Origin of the sequence: Catenuloplanes indicus, from assembly GCF_030813715.1 — a bacterium.
Classification (GTDB): domain Bacteria; phylum Actinomycetota; class Actinomycetes; order Mycobacteriales; family Micromonosporaceae; genus Catenuloplanes; species Catenuloplanes indicus.
In genome coordinates this window covers 246,063-263,453 of sequence record NZ_JAUSUZ010000001.1, presented here as the reverse complement: position 1 = coordinate 263,453, position 17,391 = coordinate 246,063, and the positions used below count along the sequence as shown (strand labels likewise).

Annotated in this window: 20 protein-coding genes; 10 read left to right on the top strand and 10 right to left on the bottom strand. The window is 71.2% G+C overall.

Annotation, left to right across the window (positions count from 1 at the left end):
• Nucleotides 1-58: 58 nt before the first annotated feature.
• Together J2S42_RS01495 and J2S42_RS01490 are read left to right on the top strand one after the other, a co-directional pair.
• Complete coding sequence (locus J2S42_RS01495; protein ID WP_307234414.1) at nucleotides 59-652, top strand: RNA polymerase sigma factor; 594 nt, start codon at nucleotides 59-61, stop codon at nucleotides 650-652.
• Nucleotides 649-1,461, top strand: coding sequence for a hypothetical protein (locus J2S42_RS01490; RefSeq protein ID WP_307234413.1), 813 nt, complete (start codon nucleotides 649-651; stop codon nucleotides 1,459-1,461). The genes J2S42_RS01495 and J2S42_RS01490 overlap by 4 nt, the downstream gene beginning before the upstream one ends.
• Before the next feature lie 217 nt (nucleotides 1,462-1,678).
• On the opposite strand, the gene J2S42_RS01485 is transcribed toward J2S42_RS01490, so the two are convergent.
• Entirely contained in the window at nucleotides 1,679-2,770 is a 1,092-nt protein-coding gene (locus J2S42_RS01485; RefSeq protein WP_307234411.1) for a citrate synthase 2, read from the bottom strand.
• Nucleotides 2,771-2,837: 67 nt separating this feature from the next.
• Here J2S42_RS01485 and J2S42_RS01480 point away from each other — a divergent pair, with 67 nt between their 5' ends.
• Together J2S42_RS01480 and J2S42_RS01475 are read left to right on the top strand one after the other, a co-directional pair.
• Nucleotides 2,838-4,046 (top strand): citrate synthase family protein, encoded by a 1,209-nt coding sequence (locus J2S42_RS01480; RefSeq protein WP_307234409.1) that lies wholly within the window; start codon nucleotides 2,838-2,840, stop codon nucleotides 4,044-4,046.
• Between the two features lie 249 nt (nucleotides 4,047-4,295).
• Nucleotides 4,296-5,783: a pectate lyase family protein gene (locus J2S42_RS01475; protein ID WP_370879365.1), complete on the top strand. Its 1,488-nt coding sequence runs from the start codon at nucleotides 4,296-4,298 to the stop codon at nucleotides 5,781-5,783.
• Here J2S42_RS01475 and J2S42_RS01470 read toward each other — a convergent pair.
• Genes J2S42_RS01470 through J2S42_RS01445 form a run of 6 tightly spaced genes read right to left on the bottom strand, consistent with a single transcriptional unit; the run spans nucleotide 5,771 to nucleotide 9,185 of the window.
• Nucleotides 5,771-6,007 carry a hypothetical protein gene (locus J2S42_RS01470; RefSeq protein ID WP_370879135.1) on the bottom strand — a complete coding sequence of 79 codons (237 nt, stop codon included), beginning with the start codon at nucleotides 6,005-6,007 and terminating at the stop codon, nucleotides 5,771-5,773. The genes J2S42_RS01475 and J2S42_RS01470 overlap by 13 nt on opposite strands.
• Nucleotides 5,971-7,134, bottom strand: coding sequence for a hypothetical protein (locus J2S42_RS01465; RefSeq protein WP_307234405.1), 1,164 nt, complete (start codon nucleotides 7,132-7,134; stop codon nucleotides 5,971-5,973). Before J2S42_RS01465 ends, J2S42_RS01470 begins: the two co-directional genes overlap by 37 nt.
• Nucleotides 7,131-8,132 (bottom strand): hypothetical protein, encoded by a 1,002-nt coding sequence (locus J2S42_RS01460; protein WP_307234403.1) that lies wholly within the window; start codon nucleotides 8,130-8,132, stop codon nucleotides 7,131-7,133. The genes J2S42_RS01465 and J2S42_RS01460 overlap by 4 nt, the downstream gene beginning before the upstream one ends.
• A gap of 3 nt (nucleotides 8,133-8,135) precedes the next feature.
• The gene (locus J2S42_RS01455; protein ID WP_307234401.1) at nucleotides 8,136-8,462 is read right to left on the bottom strand and encodes a hypothetical protein; all 327 of its coding nucleotides are present in this window, start codon (nucleotides 8,460-8,462) and stop codon (nucleotides 8,136-8,138) included.
• Nucleotides 8,455-8,838 (bottom strand): YbaB/EbfC family nucleoid-associated protein, encoded by a 384-nt coding sequence (locus J2S42_RS01450; protein ID WP_307248581.1) that lies wholly within the window; start codon nucleotides 8,836-8,838, stop codon nucleotides 8,455-8,457. The genes J2S42_RS01455 and J2S42_RS01450 overlap by 8 nt, the downstream gene beginning before the upstream one ends.
• 5 nt (nucleotides 8,839-8,843) lie before the next feature.
• Nucleotides 8,844-9,185 carry a YbaB/EbfC family nucleoid-associated protein gene (locus J2S42_RS01445; RefSeq protein WP_307234399.1) on the bottom strand — a complete coding sequence of 114 codons (342 nt, stop codon included), beginning with the start codon at nucleotides 9,183-9,185 and terminating at the stop codon, nucleotides 8,844-8,846.
• A 292-nt stretch (nucleotides 9,186-9,477) separates the two neighbouring features.
• Here J2S42_RS01445 and J2S42_RS01440 point away from each other — a divergent pair, with 292 nt between their 5' ends.
• Together J2S42_RS01440 and J2S42_RS01435 are read left to right on the top strand one after the other, a co-directional pair.
• Entirely contained in the window at nucleotides 9,478-10,209 is a 732-nt protein-coding gene (locus J2S42_RS01440; RefSeq protein ID WP_307234397.1) for a dienelactone hydrolase family protein, read from the top strand.
• Between the two features lie 165 nt (nucleotides 10,210-10,374).
• Nucleotides 10,375-11,037 carry a lytic polysaccharide monooxygenase auxiliary activity family 9 protein gene (locus tag J2S42_RS01435; protein WP_307234395.1) on the top strand — a complete coding sequence of 221 codons (663 nt, stop codon included), beginning with the start codon at nucleotides 10,375-10,377 and terminating at the stop codon, nucleotides 11,035-11,037.
• 51 nt (nucleotides 11,038-11,088) lie between these two features.
• Here J2S42_RS01435 and J2S42_RS01430 read toward each other — a convergent pair whose 3' ends face one another.
• Nucleotides 11,089-12,225 (bottom strand): right-handed parallel beta-helix repeat-containing protein, encoded by a 1,137-nt coding sequence (locus J2S42_RS01430; protein WP_307234393.1) that lies wholly within the window; start codon nucleotides 12,223-12,225, stop codon nucleotides 11,089-11,091.
• A gap of 143 nt (nucleotides 12,226-12,368) precedes the next feature.
• Here J2S42_RS01430 and J2S42_RS01425 point away from each other — a divergent pair, with 143 nt between their 5' ends.
• Complete coding sequence (locus J2S42_RS01425) at nucleotides 12,369-12,497, top strand: hypothetical protein (RefSeq protein WP_307234392.1); 129 nt, start codon at nucleotides 12,369-12,371, stop codon at nucleotides 12,495-12,497.
• The gene (locus tag J2S42_RS01420) at nucleotides 12,494-13,885 is read left to right on the top strand and encodes a matrixin family metalloprotease (RefSeq protein WP_307234390.1); all 1,392 of its coding nucleotides are present in this window, start codon (nucleotides 12,494-12,496) and stop codon (nucleotides 13,883-13,885) included. The genes J2S42_RS01425 and J2S42_RS01420 overlap by 4 nt, the downstream gene beginning before the upstream one ends.
• Nucleotides 13,886-13,957: 72 nt before the next feature.
• Here the strand turns inward: J2S42_RS01420 and J2S42_RS01415 are convergent, their stop codons facing one another.
• Both J2S42_RS01415 and J2S42_RS01410 read right to left on the bottom strand, forming a co-directional pair.
• Nucleotides 13,958-14,794, bottom strand: a complete 837-nt coding sequence (locus tag J2S42_RS01415; RefSeq protein WP_307234388.1) for a hypothetical protein — start codon at nucleotides 14,792-14,794, stop codon at nucleotides 13,958-13,960.
• Nucleotides 14,791-15,807: an ATP-binding cassette domain-containing protein gene (locus tag J2S42_RS01410; protein WP_307234387.1), complete on the bottom strand. Its 1,017-nt coding sequence runs from the start codon at nucleotides 15,805-15,807 to the stop codon at nucleotides 14,791-14,793. The genes J2S42_RS01415 and J2S42_RS01410 overlap by 4 nt, the downstream gene beginning before the upstream one ends.
• A gap of 79 nt (nucleotides 15,808-15,886) precedes the next feature.
• Between J2S42_RS01410 and J2S42_RS01405 the strand changes: the two genes are divergently transcribed.
• Complete coding sequence (locus J2S42_RS01405; protein WP_307234385.1) at nucleotides 15,887-16,420, top strand: MarR family winged helix-turn-helix transcriptional regulator; 534 nt, start codon at nucleotides 15,887-15,889, stop codon at nucleotides 16,418-16,420.
• Nucleotides 16,410-17,189 carry a TspO-related membrane protein gene (locus J2S42_RS01400; protein ID WP_307234383.1) on the top strand — a complete coding sequence of 260 codons (780 nt, stop codon included), beginning with the start codon at nucleotides 16,410-16,412 and terminating at the stop codon, nucleotides 17,187-17,189. Before J2S42_RS01405 ends, J2S42_RS01400 begins: the two co-directional genes overlap by 11 nt.
• Nucleotides 17,190-17,391 lie beyond the last annotated feature (202 nt).

Here is a 17,391-nt window from a genome sequence, read left to right as displayed (position 1 = left end):
GGAGAAGTGCGGCGGCTACGCCTGTAGCGGTCGCGGGCGTGCGGGACATGTGAGGGATGTGAACCCATCCACCCGAGATCCAGAGGGCGCGTTCCGGGAACTGTTCCGGGACACGTACGACGATCTGCTGCTCTTCGTGGAGCGCCGGACACATCCGGCGGTCGCGGAGGACGTGGTCGCGGACGTGTTCCTGGTGGCCTGGCGGCGCTTCGCGGACGTACCGGTCCCCCGTGACGAGGCACGCGCCTGGCTGTTCACGGTCGCGTACCACACGATGCGCAACTCGCGGCGCAAAGACCATCGGCAGCAGAGCCTGGCGCTGCGCATCCTGCGCGAGCCGGACACGGTGGCCCGCGCCGAGTCCGACCAGGTCGCGGCGCGACTCGACCTGGTGCAGGCCTGGAAGCACCTGAGCCCGGACGACCAGCAGGTGCTGACGCTGACCGTGTTCGAGGATCTGACCGGGCCGCAGGCGGCGAAGGTCCTCGGCGTCACGCGGGCCACGTTCAGCGTGCGGTTGATGCGCGCACGGCGGCGCCTGCGCCGGCACCTCGACCACCGCGCGGCGCATCCCACGCCCGCCTCTTCCGCCCCCTCCGTAAGCACCGACGCCGCCGGTGGCCGCGTCGCCCAGACTGGAGCCTCCGCATGAACCGTTCCGATCTCTTCTCCGCCCTGCGCGACGCGGCCGAGCCGGTGCCGTCGCGCGTGCACACCGGGTCCGCACAGGCGATGGCGGACCGGATCACCGCTACCGCGCCGTCACCGGTGGCCCGTGAATCGGCTGCGGGGTCCGCGGTGACGCGGCCGTCGTCGGTGCGCCGGGCGCGGCTCGCACTCGCGGCCGGAGTCGTCGCGGTGGCCGCGGCCGGCGCCACGATCGCGGTGCCGCACCTGGGGGCCGAGCCCGCGTTCGCGTCGTGGACGCCGGCACCGGCGCCGCTGCCCGCGGCCGACGCCACCGCGATCGTGGACGAATGCGTGCCCGCGGCCGGGTACTCGCTGGACGAGGCCCGGGCCGGCCGCGTCATCGGCGAGACCCGCGGCGACTACGCCTACCTGAGCGTGATCACCGACCGGTGGATCGTCGCGTGCTTCCGCGCGGCGGACGGTGCGGTGCTCTCGCCGAGCCAGTTCGAGGCTCCGGTCACCGCGGCCGAACTGGGCCGGACCGGCGTGGAGATGCAGGCCTGGCCGCAGTTCCAGGCGGACGACGGCTACGCCCGCCTGATGACCGGCCGCGTCGGCAGCGACGTCACCGCGGTGACCATCACGGTCACCGGCGCCGAGTCCCGCACCGTTCAGGCGTCGCTGCAGGACGGCTACTTCCTGGCCTGGTACCCGGAGGGCGCCGACGAATCGTCCACCAACAGCACCGCCCTCACCCTGACCCTGACCGACGGCACCACCATCCCCAGCATCTCCGCCCGCGACCTGCACGACGCCCCGCGTCTCGGCTGACCTCACCACCCACGTCGTGGCCGGGACCCGTGCGGGTCCCGGCCACGACGTGGTGCGCCAGCGGGCTGCGGCACCCTGCCGATGCTCGCGGCGGTGGCAGGCCCCGGCTGAACAGCCGTCGACCTGGCGTCCGCGGATCGTGCAGCGCCGGCGACGACCGGTTCGCGCGCTCCCGCGGGCACCGGTCAGGCGGGAAGCGGGTGAAGCGGGTTCGGGGTCAGAAGTGCCAGCCGGGGACGTCGGCCGGGTTGCGGTCGGTAGGGCCGACGTAGGCGGCGGACGGGCGGATGATCTTGTTGAGAGCCTTCTGTTCCAGGATGTGTGCGCTCCAGCCGGCCGTACGGGCGCAGGTGAACAGCGGGGTGAACAGGTCGGCGGGGACGCCGGCGAAGTCGAGGACGATGGCGGCCCAGAATTCGACGTTGGTCTCCAGGACCCGGTCCGGCTTGCGTTCGCGCAGCTCGGCCAGCGCGGCCTCCTCCAGCGCGAGCGCGACCTCGTAGCGCGGTGCGCCGAGCTCACGCGCGGCGGCGCGGAGGATGCGGGCGCGGGGGTCCTCGGCGCGGTAGATCGCGTGGCCGAAACCCATCAGGCGGCGGCCGGAGTCGAGGACCTGCCGGACGTAGCCGCGGGGGTCGCCGGAGCGCTCGACCTCGGCGACCATGTCGAGGGCGCGGGACGGGGCGCCGCCGTGCAGCGGGCCGGACATGGAGGCGACGGCACCGGAGAGCGCGGCCGCGACGTCGGTGCCGGTGCTGGCGATGACGCGGGCGGTGAACGTGGACGCGTTCATGCCGTGTTCGGCGGCGCAGATCCAGTAGCGGTCGATCGCCTCGACGTGGCGCGGGTCCGGGTCACCCTGCCAGCGGATCATGAAGCGTTCGGTCGTGCCGCGCCCCTCGTCGATGCGGCGCTGTGGCACGGCGGGCAGGCCGACGCCGCGTGCGGCCTGGGCGACGAACGACAGCATCATGCCGGACGTGCGGGCGAGGTCGGAGCGGGCCTGTGCGTCGTCGATGTCGATCAGCGGGCGCAGGCCCCAGTACGGCGCCATCATCGCGGTCGCGGCCTGGATGTCGGCGCGGATGTCGCCGGAGTGCACCGGCAGTGCGAACGGTTCGGCCGGCGGCAGCGGGCTGGTGAAGTCGCCGTCGGCGAGCAGGCCCCACACGTCCGCGAAACCGGCCCGGCCGATCAGCTTCTCGACGTCGATGCCGCGGTAGCGCAGCGCGCCGCCGTCGCGGTCCGGCTCGGCGATGCGGGTGTCGAACGCGACGACGCCGGCCAGGCCCGGGTTCACGGTAGTCATATGTTGACTGTCGGGCAGTCGAATCAACCTGTCAATGTTGATCCAGTCAACATGAGAAGATGGACACATGCGGATGCTGACCACCGATGAGGTCGCCCGGCGACTGGGCGTCAAACGCGCGACCGTCTACGCCTACGTCAGCCGTGGGCTGCTGGCCGGGCGCCGGAACGCCCAGGGCAAGGAGACGCTGTTCGCGGAGGCGGACGTGCATGCGTTCGAAGCCACCCGCGGCCCCCGCGCCGTCGACCGGCCCGGCTCCCCCGCCGTCCACACCGGCATCACGCTGATCACCGCGGACACGCTCTTCTACCGCGGGCACGACGTGAGCGAGCTCGCGCGGGAAGAGCAGTACGAGGCCGTCGCCCGGCTGCTGTGGACCGGCGAGCTGGACGACATGACGCCGTTCCCACAGGTCGCGCCATGGCTGGAGACGCTCGCCCGGGACGTTACCCGGCCACTGCCCGCCACCGCGCGTCTCACCGACCGTCTCCGGATCATCGTCGCGGCGCTCGGCGCCGCCGACCCGCTCCGCCTGGACACCACGCCGGCCGCGGTGATCGCCACCGCGCAGACGCTACTGCAGGCCATGGTCTCCGCGTTGCCGCAGCTGAGCGTCCCCGGTGACGCCGGCCTTGCGGCGCTGCTGTGGAGCCGGCTCACCGCGAAGGAGCCGTCCTACGACGACCTGTACGCGCTGAACGCCGCCATGGTGCTGCTCGCCGACCACGATCTGGCCGCGTCCACGTTCGCGGCCCGGGTAGCCGCCTCCACCCGGGCTCATCCGTACGCGGTGGTCGGCGCCGGTCTGGCCGCGATGGACGGCCCGCTGCACGGCGCCGCCAGCGGGCTGGCCACCGAGATGCTGCGCACCGCGATCAGCAGCGGTAGCGCGCTCGGCGCGATCTCCGACCGGCTGCGGACCGGCGGTGGCGTGCCCGGGTTCGGCCATCCGCTCTACCCGGCGGGCGACCCGCGCGCCAGCACGCTGCTCGGCCTGCTGCCGGCGGAGTCGGTCGAGGCCCAGGCGGTCACCGCGGTCGCCGAGGCGATGCGGGCACGAGCCGGGGTCGCACCGAACATCGATCTGGCGCTGGCCGCGTTCACGCTGCGGCACGAGATGCCGGGGGACGCGGGCGAGGCGATCTTCGCGGTCGCGAGGACGGCGGGGTGGATCGCGCACGCGATCGAGGAGTACGCGGACCAGCCGAGCCGCTTCCGGCCGACCGGACGGTATGCCGGCCTGCCGCCGCTCAACGTCGGCACGTTGCATCCGTGAGCCGGTGGTCCTGGCACCGGCCGTACGGAATCCTTGCCTTTTCGATCGACACCTCTCTATTCTAAGCGCTCGGAAAGCGCTTTCCAGAAGCGCTGCACGGCGTGCCCGCCGCCTCGCCCAGGGTGCCGGGGCACACGCCGTACGCCATCGGGCGAAAGGGACAGACACGTGAAACCACGAGCGGCTCTCGGGATCGGGACGGCCGTCGCCGTCACCGCGATCGGCGGTGTGCTGGCCGTCGCGCTGCCCATGCGGGCGAACGCGGCGACCGGCGGTGTCACCGGCTTCGCCACCCAGAACGGCGGCACCACGGGTGGTGCGGGCGGCGCGACCGTGACCGCGAGCACCGGCACCGCCATCCACGCTGCGCTGTGCAACCGGGCCAGCAGCAGCACGCCGATCATCATTCAGGTCTCCGGCACGATCAACCACGGGAACACGGCCAAGGTGTCCGGCGACAGCTGCAACACCGCGGCCGGCGTGATCGAGCTGAAGGACATCAGCAACGTCACCATCATCGGCACCGGATCGGGCGCGGTCTTCGACCAGCTCGGCATCCACATCCGGAACTCCAGCAACATCATCATCCAGAACGTGACGGTACGGAACGTCAAGAAGTCCGGCTCTCCCACGTCGAACGGCGGCGACGCGATCGGCATGGAGAGCACGGTGCGCAACGTGTGGGTCGACCACGTCACGCTGGAGGCGTCCGGCGGTGAGGACGAGGGCTACGACGGCCTGTTCGACATGAAGGACGACGTCAAGTACGTCACGCTGTCGTACAGCATCCTGCGCAACTCCGGGCGCGGCGGGCTGATCGGCTCCAGCGAGAGCGACACCGGGAACAACTACATCACGTTCCACCACAACGCGTACTCGAACATCGACTCGCGCACGCCGCTGCTGCGCGGCGGGATCGCGCACATCTACAACAACTCGTACACGAACCTGGCCGAGTCCGGGATCAACTCGCGGGCCGGCGGCCGGGCCAGGGTGGACAGCAACTACTTCAAGGACTCGACGGACGTCCTGGGCACGTTCTACACCACCGAGGCCGGTTTCTGGCAGGTCAGCGGCAACATCTTCGACAACGTGACCTGGTCGGCGGCGAGCGGCGACCACAGACCGGCCGGGCCGGACGTCACGTCGAACACGACCGTGAGCATCCCGTACGCGTACACGCTGGACGGCGCGAGCTGCGTGCCGAACGTCGTGGCCCAGACCGCCGGCGCGAACAAGGGCCTTCAGGTCTCCAACGGCACCTGCGTGCCCACGTCCCCGACCGGCGGCCCGGTCACGCCGCCGCCGACCACCGGCGGCCCGGTGACCCCGCCGCCGACCACGGGCGGGCCCGTCACGCCGCCGCCGGCCGGCACGAACCTCAGCCTGGCCGGCGGTGCGGACGGTTCCAGCAAGGCCGGCGGCACCAGTTACGGCAACGTCAAGGACGGCGACCCGGCCACGTACTGGTCGCCGAGCGGCACCACCGGCTCGATCTCGGTCAAGTGGCCGTCGGCCACGTCCGTCTCCCGGATCACCATCCGCGAGGCGTCCGGCGCGACCGGGCTGATCGGGGCGTACCGCGTGCTCAACGGTGACACCGGCGCGGTGCTCAAGACCGGGTCCGGCGCCGGTGCGATCACGTTCAGCGCCACGTCGGCCAAGAAGATCACGTTCGAGATCATCAGCGCATCGGGTACGCCGAGAGTGGCGGAGTTCGAGACCTACGCCTCCTGACCGCCCGGCGTCACCGGCGGGGACCGCCGCGAGGTGGCCCCCGCCGCGTCGCCGTGCAGGAGGTCCCGCGCCTGGTCGGCGGCGCGGGCGATGCCCTCCGACACGAAGTCCACGAACCGCGCGATGTTCTCCAGCCGGCCGGCTGCCGGGGTGCCGGGGCCGAGCGCGCGCACGCCCTGCCGCGCGATCACGCCGAGCTGCGCGGTGGACCGGGCGCTGGCCATCGTGGACTGGTACATGACGTCGTCGTCCACCATTCCGCCGAGGTGACCGTCGCGGTGAAGCCGGTCAGCACCGTGGGCGCGGAGGCGGAGACGGCGACGAACTGCACGGCCGTCGTCGCCTCCACCGTGATCGTCAGGTGAGTGACCTGGCCTGCGGTGATGTCGACCCGGACCGTGCCCGGCGGTGCGTCGATCACCGGAGTGACCGGGGGCGGCGCGATGTGCCGCCACTGCTCGCCGATCGGCGCCTGCACCGGCGGACGCGGGGTGACGGTCAGCGTGTGCGGGCCGGCCGGCAGGCGATACGCCCAGTTCAGGAAGCCGAACGGTTGCGGCCGGCCGTCCACCGTCAGCGTGGGCGCCGGGACCCACGCGTTCGGGTCCTGATCCGGGATCATCAGGCCGCTGCGGTCGTTCCACCGGTAGTGGTGCTTCAGCACACAGGTGACCACCACGGCGCCGTGCGCCGCGTCGGTCAGTCCGCCGGGTGCGGTCCCCTCCCCGAGGAACATCGCCGCGCCCGGGGTGTCCCGGGCCTCCGCCGAGATCTCCCGCCGGTAGCGGCGGTCGGCGGCCCGCTTCCACGCGACGTATGCCCACACGGCCAGGACCGGCAGGACGAGCATGGCGGCGACCGTCACGCCGAGGACGAACTGCGGCACCGCGTCCGGAAGCAGCACGGCCACCGCGCCGCACGCCACCAGGGTGCCGAAGAACGCGGGCTGCACGCCGGAACCGGAGCCGATCCGGTGACGGGCCGGTGCGGGCGCCAGCACGCCCCGCGCGGTGCTGTCGAAGGACGCGGGCGTCCAGAACTCGAGTTCCGCGACCTCACCGGCCGCTACCCGGACCGTGCGCGCGGAGGACACCACGCCCCGGTTGCGCACCTCGGCCCGGTGCTCCCCCGGCTCGACGAACGTGACCATCCTGCCCAGGCCCCAGAACAGCGGCCGATCGTCCACGCCGACCCCGTGCCCGTGCCCCCAGTGGTTCGGGTCGTGGCGGCTCCGGCGGACCCACACGGCGATGCCGGCGGTGCCCGGCGGTGGCTGCGGCCGCGGCGTGTTCTCCGGCCAGGGCATTACCTGCGCGCCCTCGAACACCTCGATCTTCTGGAGCCTGCTCACGCCGAGCGGTCCAGGATGTCGTCGATCTCTTCCGGTGACCGCCCGGACGACGGCGTGGTCTCGTTCTTCCACGAGGTCGCGCCGACCGCGGCGACCACTGGCCGCCAGGTCTCCTCGTCACCGGCGACGTGCGCGGCGATCTGCAGAACCGTGGACATCGTGGCGCTGGCCTTCCGGAACTCCACCACGCTCGATCCGACCTTCCCGATCAGACCGGCGGGCATGATCTTGCCGAGCACCTCGCCGATCTTCCAGATGATCCGGACGACCTTGTCGATGATCCGGACCGCGCGCGTGGTGCCGACACCGATCTGCACGGTCGTGGCCGTGGCGGCCGCCGCGACGGACGCACCGGCGGTCGGGACCGCGAGGCCGATCGCGATCGCCCACTCGATCAGCGCCCACTCCACCACCATGGCGATGATGCCGATGATCAGAGCCTGGGCCGCGGCCATCAGCTTGGAGAAGAGCATGAGCAGTTCGCCGACGTCGACGGCCTCGTTCCCGGTCGCCTCGACCGCGTCGGCGAACTCGCCGAGCAGCTTGCGGGCCGCGTCCGCGTCCTCGCCCTTCCACTCGATCAGGTCGTCGTCGATCGCCTGCCGGATCGACTGCGCCAGCGGTGCCAGCGCGGCCCCGATCGCGGCCCACTGTTTCGCGTGCGGCTCGATCCGCTCGGCGTTGCCGGTGACCAGGCTGAGCGCGTCCTCCAGCGGCTGGAAGAAGTCGATGACGAAGGACAGGCCGGCGGTGATCAGCCAGTTCAGCGGGTCCCCGGCGAACGCGAGCGCGTTGAGGCCGAGGTCCGCCACGCCACCGGCGACCTCGGCGATGTTCGCCTGGCGATCGTCGTCGTTCCATATCTTCGCGGAACCCTCGACGATCGTCTTGCCGGCGCCGGCCAGCGGAATGACCGAGTCCCAGCCGTAGTCGACGACGTTGGCGGCGTACTTGTTGCCGGTGTCCTCGTCGTTGGAGAGGTAGGCGTCGTCGGGCACGGTTCAGTTACCTCCGGCGAGCTTGTCCAGGAAGCGCTGGAACGCGGCCGCGGTCGCCTCGTCCAGGTCCCGGTGGTTGTCGGCGGTGGCCTGGATCGCCTTGCCCTGGGAGCTGAGCGCCTCCGCGATCTTGCCGATGTGCCGGTCGGCCTCCACCGCCTTCGACTCGTACATCGGCTTCAGCAGCTGGCCGAGCAGGCCCCACAGCACCGGGTCCGGGTGCGCGTCCTGCAGCGCGGCGTGGACCTGGCCGGCGCTCGTCGACAGGGCCTCGAAGACCTGTGCGGTGCTGGTCAGCTTGTCGGTCGGGACGTAGATGCCGTCACCCACGGCGGTCCTCCCTCTCCTCGATCCGTTCGCGGGTGTGCTCCGGGATCGCCTCGTCGACCAGGGCCCACACCCGGCCGGTGCCGAGCGACTCGCCGAGCGCGGTCATCTTCAGTGCGCGGTCCGCCTGCGCCTCGCGGATCGCGGTCAGGATCATCTCGGCCAGGTGCGCACCGTGGCGGAGCGCGGCGTCCGGGATGTCCACGGTCTCGACCGCGCCGTCCGGGGTGATCCGCACCCGGACCGTGCCGTCCAGTGACCAGCCCTCGCCGGTCAGCTCGCCGGAATGCGCGACGAACTCCTCGTACCGGTCGATCATCTGCTGGTTCTGCCGCCGCAGGCGGTCGACCATGTCCAGCACCTGCGCCGGATCAGGCATCGTGGTCACCGCGGGCCATCCATCTCCGCGCGCATCGCGGCCGGGCTGGGCAACGGCGCCAGCGGGTCCGGTACGCCGGGCCCGCGTTCGCCCACCAGGTCGGTGAGGGTCTCGCGCAGTTCCACGGCCATCCGCGCGTGCGCGGCCGCGATCGTGCGGACCACGAGCTCGCCCAGTTCCGCGCCGGTCAGGCGGAACGCGCGCGAGGTCAGGCGCAGGTCGCGGACCACGCCGTTCGGGCCGGCGACCACGGTGACCTCGTGGTCGGCGCTGGTCACCTCCACCGCGGCGGTCGCCACCGCCTCCCGCACCCGCCGGGCACGTTCCACCATCGCTCCGGTGTCCACGCCGCACCTCGCTGATCTTGTTCGTTCGTGTGCGCGGTGACGGTAGGTCAGGCGTGCCAGCGCCGAGCTGCGCGTTCGGGTACGGCAGGACAGGAAACGGGCAGCGTTGTGACGGGTGTCACCGAAAACCCGAAAACCGTTTCGGCGGTACGGCGTACCCGTGCTAGTTTTCCGCCCGCCGTGCGACTCGTACCGACCGGAGGGGGTGAGACCGATCAACGCTGTGACGATCCGGGCCTCCCTCCCCCGCATGGCCTGAGGGAGACACCCGCGTACTGCGCGAAAGGCAGTCATGCGTTTCCTCTCCGAGACGTCGGCCGACGGCGTCCATGAACGGCTCTTCTCCCTCGACGACCTGCCCGGCGTGCTGTGGACGCCGGCCGGCGCGACCGGCCCGCGCCCGCTGATCCTGCTCGGGCACGGCGGTGGCCAGCACAAGAAGGCACCGGCCATGCTGGCTCGCGCGCACCGGTTCGTCACCGGCGGCGGCTTCGCGGTCGCCGCCGTCGACGTGCCGGGCCACGGTGACCGGCCCACGGACCCGGAGTTCGACCGCATCGCCACCGAGAACCAGGCCCGCGTGGAGGCAGGTGAGCCGGTCGCGCCGCTGATCGCCACGTTCCAGGCGCTGGTCGCGCGGCGTACCGTGCCGGAGTGGCGGAGCGTGCTCGACGCGCTGCAGTCCGGCGGCCACGTTGCCGCGGGACCGGCCGGCTACTGGGGTGTGTCACTGGGCTGCGGACTCGGTGTGCCGTTCGTCGCGGCCGAGCCGCGGATCCGCGCGGCCGTGCTCGGTCTCGGCAGCGCGCTCGCGTCCGCGGACGCGGCCGCACGGATCACCGTGCCGGTGGAGTTCCTGCTGCAGTGGGACGACGAGCGGGTGCCGCGGGAGCAGGGTCTGGCGCTGTTCGACGCGCTCGGTTCGGCGGAGAAGTCACTGCACGCGAACCCGGGCCCGCACGCCGCGGTACTCCCCGAGTACGAGCTGGACAGCAACCTGCGTTTCTTCCGCCGTCACCTGTAGCGGAGGCCGGTGGCCGCGCGGACCGGCGCGGCCACGCTGCCCCGGCGTGATCCTTCCGGCACTGATCTCCACTGCATGCGTCCCATTTGACATCCATGGATGTGGATGTAACGCTGTGGAAGCGCTCCCAATGCGACATCTGCGCCGAAGAATGGAGGATGCGCCATGCGTACCCCTAAGTCCGGACAGTCCGGCAAGCGTCCAGCCCTGAGGGCGCTCGTCCTGCTGCTCACCGCGATGGCCGGCCTGCTGCCGTGGGCGGCCCCCGCGCAGGCACACGGCAACATCGTCGACCCCGCCTCCCGCGCCTACCAGTGCTGGAAGACGTGGGGCGCGGACCACATGAACCCGGCCATGCAGCAGCAGGACCCGATGTGCTGGCAGGCGTGGCAGGCCAACTCGGACACCATGTGGAACTGGATGAGCGCGCTGCGGGACGGTCTCGGCGGGCAGTTCCAGGCCCGCACGCCCGACGGCCAGCTGTGCAGCAACGGCCTGACCCGCAACAACAGCCTCAACCAGCCCGGTGCGTGGAAGAGCACCAGGGTCTCGAACAACTTCACCGTTCACCTGTACGACCAGGCAAGTCACGGTGCCGACTACTTCCGGGTCTACGTGAGCAAGAACAGCTACAACCCGGCCACGCAGGCGCTCGGCTGGGGCCACCTGGACTTCATCACGCAGACCGGCCGGTACGCGCCGGCCACGGACATCCGGTTCAACGTGAACACGTCCGGCTACACCGGCAACCACATCCTGTTCGTCATCTGGCAGGCGTCGCACTCCGACCAGGCCTACATGTGGTGCAGTGACATCACGTTCGGCTGATAGCACCACACAGTCCCGCCGGCCCCCGGTCACCGGGGGCCGGCGCTCTGTCTAGTACGTGTTGCCGGCCGTGATCAGGCGTGTCTCGCCGGACGGCAGCGCGGGGCAGCCGGACGGCCCGGGCCAGGTCGCGCCCTCCGGGCTCAGGTACCAGACCGGCAGGTTCGCGGTGCTGCCGGTGAGGTACGTACCGAGGTCGTTGTAGGCGAACCGGTTGTGGTACGAGGAGCACTCCGACGCGCCGACCTCCTCCAGGTAGTGCACGCCCGGCGTGGTGCTGCGCGGCCACGAGTTCGCCCCGAACACGTTGTTCTCGAACGTGTTGAAGTTGCTGGCGTCGCGCACCTTGACCGGATCGCTGCTCACGCCGGTCACCCGGTTGGCCGCGAACCGGTTCGACCAGCTCTTGTGCGTGATGTAGATGCCGTGCACGAAGCTCGCCTCGGTGTTGCGCAGGTCCACGAAGTGATTGTTCTCGATTCGGTTCGCGGACGACTCGGTCAGCACCACACCGCCGTACCCGCAGCGCGGGAAGTCCTCGTCGGCGCACCCGCCACCGGTGTACGCGTTGCCGAGGTCGGTGAACACCATCCCGAACACGGTGTTGCCGTCCAGCCCGCGCGCGGACGGCTGCCCGGGCCCGGACGACGGCTGGTAGGCGCCGCCGCACGGGCCGGCGGAGCCGTCCAGCGAGAGACCGCCGCTGGCGTACCGCTGGATCTGCAGGTAGTAGAAGCGCAGGCCGCCGGGCCCGCCGTCGGTCAGCGGGCGCCCGTCGGACGGCAGGCACGCGTAGAACCAGTAGCCGGGCAGGTAGCGGCCGGAGGACGAGCGCGCGTTCTCGAAGACCGGCAGCGCGGCGATGCCGTCCCGGCCCTCGCCCACGGTGTAGTCGTCCGGCATGAACGAGATCGTCCGCCCCGGCCGGTAGGTGTCCCAGGTGACGCCGCCGGTGACGTACGTCCCGGCGTGGATGCGCACCTCCACGTCCTGGTCGGCGGGCCCGGCCGCGACCAGTTGCTCCACCCGGGCCAGCGTGCGGACCGCGGTCGCCGGGCTCGTACCGGTTGCGGTGTCCGTACCGGTGGCATTGACATAAATGGTCTGCACGGCCACGTCCGCGTGCGCGGCCCCGGGGATGACCGTGGCGACCGCGACCGCCGCACACACGAGCAGGGGCCGGATCATCAACCGCTGTATATCCATCACGATCACTGATCGTGGCATACGGGGCCTGATCGGCGGCCACGCACGCACGATCAGCCGATCCCAGGACACAGTGATCCAGGTCACACTGAGGGCAGTTCTCGCAGATGCCCGGCGGTGCCGACATGATCAAAATCCACGTCGACGGTACGAGTCTGGAGGCGCCGGACGGCACCGTGCCGGTGCCCGCGCAGGGCGCCGACTCCGCCACGTCCACCTGGGACGGTGTACGCGACCAAGGAGACTCGCCATGACCGCTCCGCGAACAAGGAGACTCGACCTCGACACCATCGCCCAGGTACCCACGATCAAGGCCGGGGAGAGCGCCACCGGCCTGGCCGAGGTGCAGCGCTACCTGCGCTCGTTCGGCTACCTGCGGCGTGCCGACTACACCCCGGACCAGCTCGACGCGGGTACGTCCGAGGCGCTCAACAAGTTCCAGGAGCGGCTCGGTCTGACCGCGACCGGCGCGTTCGACGACGCCACCCGCGAGGAGATGACCAAGGCCCGGTGCGCGCTGCCGGACATGAGCAACGGCGTGGCGTTCGCGACCACCTGCGCGTGGGACCGGCGGACGCTCACGTACACGTTCGACTCCGGCACCGCCGACATCACCGGCGCCGCGGAGATCGACGCGGTCCGTGCCGCGTTCGCCACCTGGGCCGCCGCGGCCCCGCTCACGTTCGCCGAGGTGTCCGCGGGCCAGAACCCGGACATCCGGATCGGCTGGCGGCCCGCGGCCGACCCCGACCTGAGCATGGTCGGCGGCACGCTCGCCCACGCCGACTTCCCGCCCGGCTGCTCGGTCGTGACGAACACGCTGCCGAAACCGCTGCACTTCGACGACTCCGAGCACACCTGGTCGGTCGGCGCGCAGTCCGGCGCGTTCGACGTGGAGACCGTGGCCCTGCACGAGATCGGCCACCTGCTCGGCCTGGCCCACTCCAGCGTCCCCGGCGCGGTGATGTTCCCGACCGTCCGGCCGAACTTCGAGCTCCGGTCGCTGACCGACGACGACCTCGCGGCCGTCACCTCGCTCTACGAGCCGCCATGGCGGGAGATCGGCCATGCCAACGACGTGACCGCGATGGCCGGTCTCAACGGCAAGCTCTACTGCACCACGCGCGACAATCAGCTGTGGATGCGCGACCCGATCGCGTGGGAGGTCGACTGGGTGGCGATCGGGCACGCGAACAACGTGGTCGCGATGGCCGGCCTGAACGGCATGCTGTTCTGCGCGACCGGCGACAACCGGCTGTGGATGCGCGATGCGTTCCCGTGGGACACGCCGTGGACCGACATCGGCCACGCCAACGACGTGACCGCGATGGCCGGCCTCAACGGCAAGCTCTACTGCACCACGCGCGACAACCGGCTGTGGATGCGTGATCCGGTGCCGTGGGAGGTCGGCTGGGCCGACATCGGCCACGCCGACAACGTGGTCGGGCTGGCCGGGCTCACCGCCACGCTGTTCTGCGCGACCAGCGACGGCAACCTGTGGATGCGCGACCCGAACCCGTGGGACACGCCGTGGACCGACATCGGGCACGCGAACAACGTGGTCGCGATGGACGCGGTCGCCGGCAGCCTCTTCTGCGCCACCTCCGACAACCGCCTCTGGACCCGCCCACCCACGATCTGACGCGCGTACGGATGGCGATCCCACCGGATCGCCATCCACCCCTCCCGCACGGCCGGCAGCGCCCAGCGCGTGCTAGACGTCGCGCTTGACCACGCGGTACATGCCGGTGGCGAGCGCTGCCAGCGTGTAGGCGAACAGGACCAGCACACCGGACAGAGGTTCCAGGTATCCGGCCGGAGTGGCCAGCTGAATCGCCGCCTGCCCGGCCTGACTCGGGAGCCAGGGACTGACCGTGTCGGCGATCGAGGCGGGCAGGAGCCCGATCAGGACGGGCAGCAGGAACAGCACTCCGGTGAGGCAGACGACAGCGGCGGCGGTGGAGCGCAGCACAGCTCCTGCCGCGAGACCGAGCACCGCCACCAGCGTCAGGTAGACGGCGCCGCCGCATACGGCACGGACCACGGCGGGATCGCCCGCGTCGACGGGCACGTTGCGGGAGTCGAGCGCGGCCAGGCCGAGGGCCGTGGCGGCCGCGGTGATCAGCAGCGCCAGCGGGGCCGTCATGACCACCAGGAGCACCGCCTTGGCGCCGAGCAACACCTGGCGCTGGGGTACCGCGAGCGTCGATGTGGTGATCGACCGTGACGAGAACTCGCCCGTGACCAGCAAGGCTCCCCAGAGAGCCAGTGCGACCTGGCCCATGAATACACCGCTGAGCGCGAGAGCCACCGGTTGTGCACCGGCCTGCGCGGCCGCGGCGGCATCGCCGACCTCTCGCGTCAGCGGAATGACGAGGGAAAGGGCGAGCATGATGACGGTGAACGTGCCGAGGGCGGTCCAGGTGGAGGGAACCGAGCGCGCTTTGACCCATTCGGCTGCCACGGCGTTACGCAGTTGCCGCCGGCGGGTCGGCCGGACGTGTGCGAGCCGGTCGTCGATCAGGCCGGCGGGCGAGTCGGCCGGCGTCATGAGAGCACTCCGTCTGTCTCCGGCACGCGACCGCCGGCCGGGGCTTCGATGTCGGAGGTGAAGCGGCCGCGGTATTGCACCTGGTCCCGGGTCAGCTGTAGGTAGGCCTCTTCGAGAGAGACCTCAAGGGAGCTGAGTTCCAGCACGGTGATGCGCTGTTCGGCGGCGAGACGGCCGATCTCGTCCGTGGTGCCGGCCCGCACGTGCAGGGTGACCCCGCCGGGGTGGCCCGTCGGCGAGCCAGGATCGTCTCCGGGGACGCCGGATCCGTCCGGCGTGCCGACGGTGAAGCCGCGGCCCCGGAGCACATCAGCGAAGGCGCCCGCGTCCGGGGTACGCAGGCGCACCCCGCCGCCGGCGGCGCGGGAGACGATGTCGGCGACCGTGGTCTGGGCCAGCAGGCGGCCCTGCCCGATCACCACCAGATCATGCGCGGTCTGCGCCATCTCGCTCATCAGATGCGAGGACAGCAGCACGGTGCGCCCTTCCGCGGCAAGGGCGCGCAGAAGCCCGCGCAGCCAGATGATCCCGTCGGGGTCCAGTCCGTTGACCGGTTCGTCCAGGATCAGCACAGCCGGGTCGCCGAGCAGTGCCGCCGCGAGACCCAGACGCTGGCTCATGCCAAGACTGAAATCGCCCGCCGACCGCCGTGACACCTGTTGCAACCCACAGGTCTCCAGGACGTGCGTCACCCGCCGGATGCTGATGCCGTTGCTGCGGGCCAGTGCCAGCAGATGCGAGTGGGCGCTCATGCGCGGAGCCACGGCCTTGGCATCCAGCAGGCTTCCCACCAGGTGCAGCGGTGCACGGAGGTCGGCGTAGCGGCGCCCGCCGACGGTGGCATGTCCGGCGTCGGCGCGATCCAGGCCGAGCAGGATCCTCAGCGCGGTGGATTTACCGGCCCCGTTGGGACCGAGGAATCCCGTCACCGTTCCGGCCTTGGCGGTGAATGACAAACCGTCCAGCGCCCGTGCCGGGCCGTACTGCTTGACCAGCCCGTCGATCTCGATCACCGGATCACCTCCCGTTACTGCGGCTGAGCGCACCCCGCACCGCTACTACTTCCATGATGGAAGTAGTAGCATGTCATCCGTGACCACGCCACAAGCTGGCCAGATCGTCGCCCTGCTGCGCGAGTTCACGCTTGCCAACGACCGCTTCGCCGACGTCTTCGCGCGCCGGCATCATCTGCATCGCACCGATCTGGAGGCCATGGCGCACCTGTGGATCGGCGAACTGCAACGGTCACCGATGACACCGACGCGGTTGTCGGCGGCACTGTCCCTCAGCGCGCCGGCCACCTCCGCCCTGCTGAGCCGCCTGGAACGGGCAGGTCACATACGTCGCATCCCGGCTCAACACGATCGGCGCAGCCGCGTCCTGGTGCTGCACGAACGGGCCCGCGACCTGACCGTGGCGTACTTCACCCCCCTGGGCGCCCGCCTGCGCGCCGTCGTCGCCGAATTCACCCCCAGCGAGGCGGACGTCATCGAACGCTTCCTGCGCGCCTGCGTGGCAGCGACCATCGAGGTCACCCCGGCCGCCGGCGAGGAAGCCAACCCCGCAACCACCGGCGGTACGGCGCACACCCGCCGATCCGAAGGGACGCAGCCCGATGAGCGATGAACATCAGGTCCCACGCCGGCGGTGGCCGAACACACCGATCGGAGCCTGGGTACTGCTGGCCACGGCGCTGATCCAGGCCGCAAGCCCTTCTCTGGCCGGCTTCGACCAAGGTGCCGACGACGATCCGGTGGTGGTGCCGCCCGGGCCGTTCTTCGCGGTGTGGGGCGTGGTGGTGCTCGGCTGTCTGCTGGTGGCGGTATGTGGACTGAAGCGGGACCGCGCAATCGCGCCGGCCTTCCGGCGCCTGCACGTACCGTTGAGCATCACGCAGACCGGTTTCGTACTGTGGCTGTTGCTGGCCGCCGCCGTACCCGTGCTGACGGTTCCGGTCTTCGGCTTGATGCTCGCGATGCTGGTGGTCGCGCTCCGCCGCGCACCCGACGTGCACGGCACCGGAGGCGGACTCGCCAAGGACACGGTCCTCGTGGAGAGCGTGCTGGGCGTCTACGCAGGCTGGAGCGCCGCAGCGGTATGGATCAACGTCGCCAGCGTGACCAGCCGGCCGCCGATCCCGTTACTGGCCGCGCTGCTGGCGGCGGCGGTGGTCAGCGAGATCACGCTCGTCACCGCGGTGTGCCGCACGTTCCCGGCACGTGTCGCGGCCGGTGCGACCGGAATCTGGGCTCTGCTCGGCGTGGCCCTGTCCACCTTCAGCACGGGGGCCGGCGCCCTCGGGGCGCTGGCCGTCGCCGGGATCGGCGCCCTCGCCGTCGCGACCGTCGCGACAACGCGCCGTCCCCCGGCCCGACGTCGGCCCTCCACCGCCTGATCGGCCGGCCGGCCGGGTGCCGGCCGTCCGATTTCCCCGCGCGGCTTCTGTCAGAAGGATTCTCCTGCGATTTCGGCAGGGCCGAAGCCGCGCTGTTCCCGAACCGCGCACACGGCCGCGTGCCCGTGCCGAACTCGTCGCCACGGCGCTCGGCGACATGGCCTACCGTCGGCCGCTGGCCACCGGGCTACCGGGAAGTCCT

What these genes read in the sequence shown, in the direction of transcription:
- J2S42_RS01440 (WP_307234397.1), top strand. Translation starts at nt 9,478, where the DNA reads ATGCGTTTCCTCTCCGAGACGTCGGCCGACGGCGTCCATGAACGGCTC.
- J2S42_RS01430 (WP_307234393.1), bottom strand. Translation starts at nt 12,225, where the DNA reads ATGATCCGGCCCCTGCTCGTGTGTGCGGCGGTCGCGGTCGCCACGGTC.
- J2S42_RS01470 (WP_370879135.1), bottom strand. Translation starts at nt 6,007, where the DNA reads ATGGCCAGCGCCCGGTCCACCGCGCAGCTCGGCGTGATCGCGCGGCAG.
- J2S42_RS01435 (WP_307234395.1), top strand. Translation starts at nt 10,375, where the DNA reads ATGCGTACCCCTAAGTCCGGACAGTCCGGCAAGCGTCCAGCCCTGAGG.
- J2S42_RS01480 (WP_307234409.1), top strand. Translation starts at nt 2,838, where the DNA reads ATGCGGATGCTGACCACCGATGAGGTCGCCCGGCGACTGGGCGTCAAA.
- J2S42_RS01475 (WP_370879365.1), top strand. Translation starts at nt 4,296, where the DNA reads ATGCGGGCGAACGCGGCGACCGGCGGTGTCACCGGCTTCGCCACCCAG.
- J2S42_RS01490 (WP_307234413.1), top strand. Translation starts at nt 649, where the DNA reads ATGAACCGTTCCGATCTCTTCTCCGCCCTGCGCGACGCGGCCGAGCCG.
- J2S42_RS01450 (WP_307248581.1), bottom strand. Translation starts at nt 8,838, where the DNA reads ATGCCTGATCCGGCGCAGGTGCTGGACATGGTCGACCGCCTGCGGCGG.
- J2S42_RS01415 (WP_307234388.1), bottom strand. Translation starts at nt 14,794, where the DNA reads ATGACGCCGGCCGACTCGCCCGCCGGCCTGATCGACGACCGGCTCGCA.
- J2S42_RS01425 (WP_307234392.1), top strand. Translation starts at nt 12,369, where the DNA reads ATGATCAAAATCCACGTCGACGGTACGAGTCTGGAGGCGCCGGACGGC.
- J2S42_RS01420 (WP_307234390.1), top strand. Translation starts at nt 12,494, where the DNA reads ATGACCGCTCCGCGAACAAGGAGACTCGACCTCGACACCATCGCCCAG.
- J2S42_RS01400 (WP_307234383.1), top strand. Translation starts at nt 16,410, where the DNA reads ATGAGCGATGAACATCAGGTCCCACGCCGGCGGTGGCCGAACACACCG.
- J2S42_RS01485 (WP_307234411.1), bottom strand. Translation starts at nt 2,770, where the DNA reads ATGACTACCGTGAACCCGGGCCTGGCCGGCGTCGTCGCGTTCGACACC.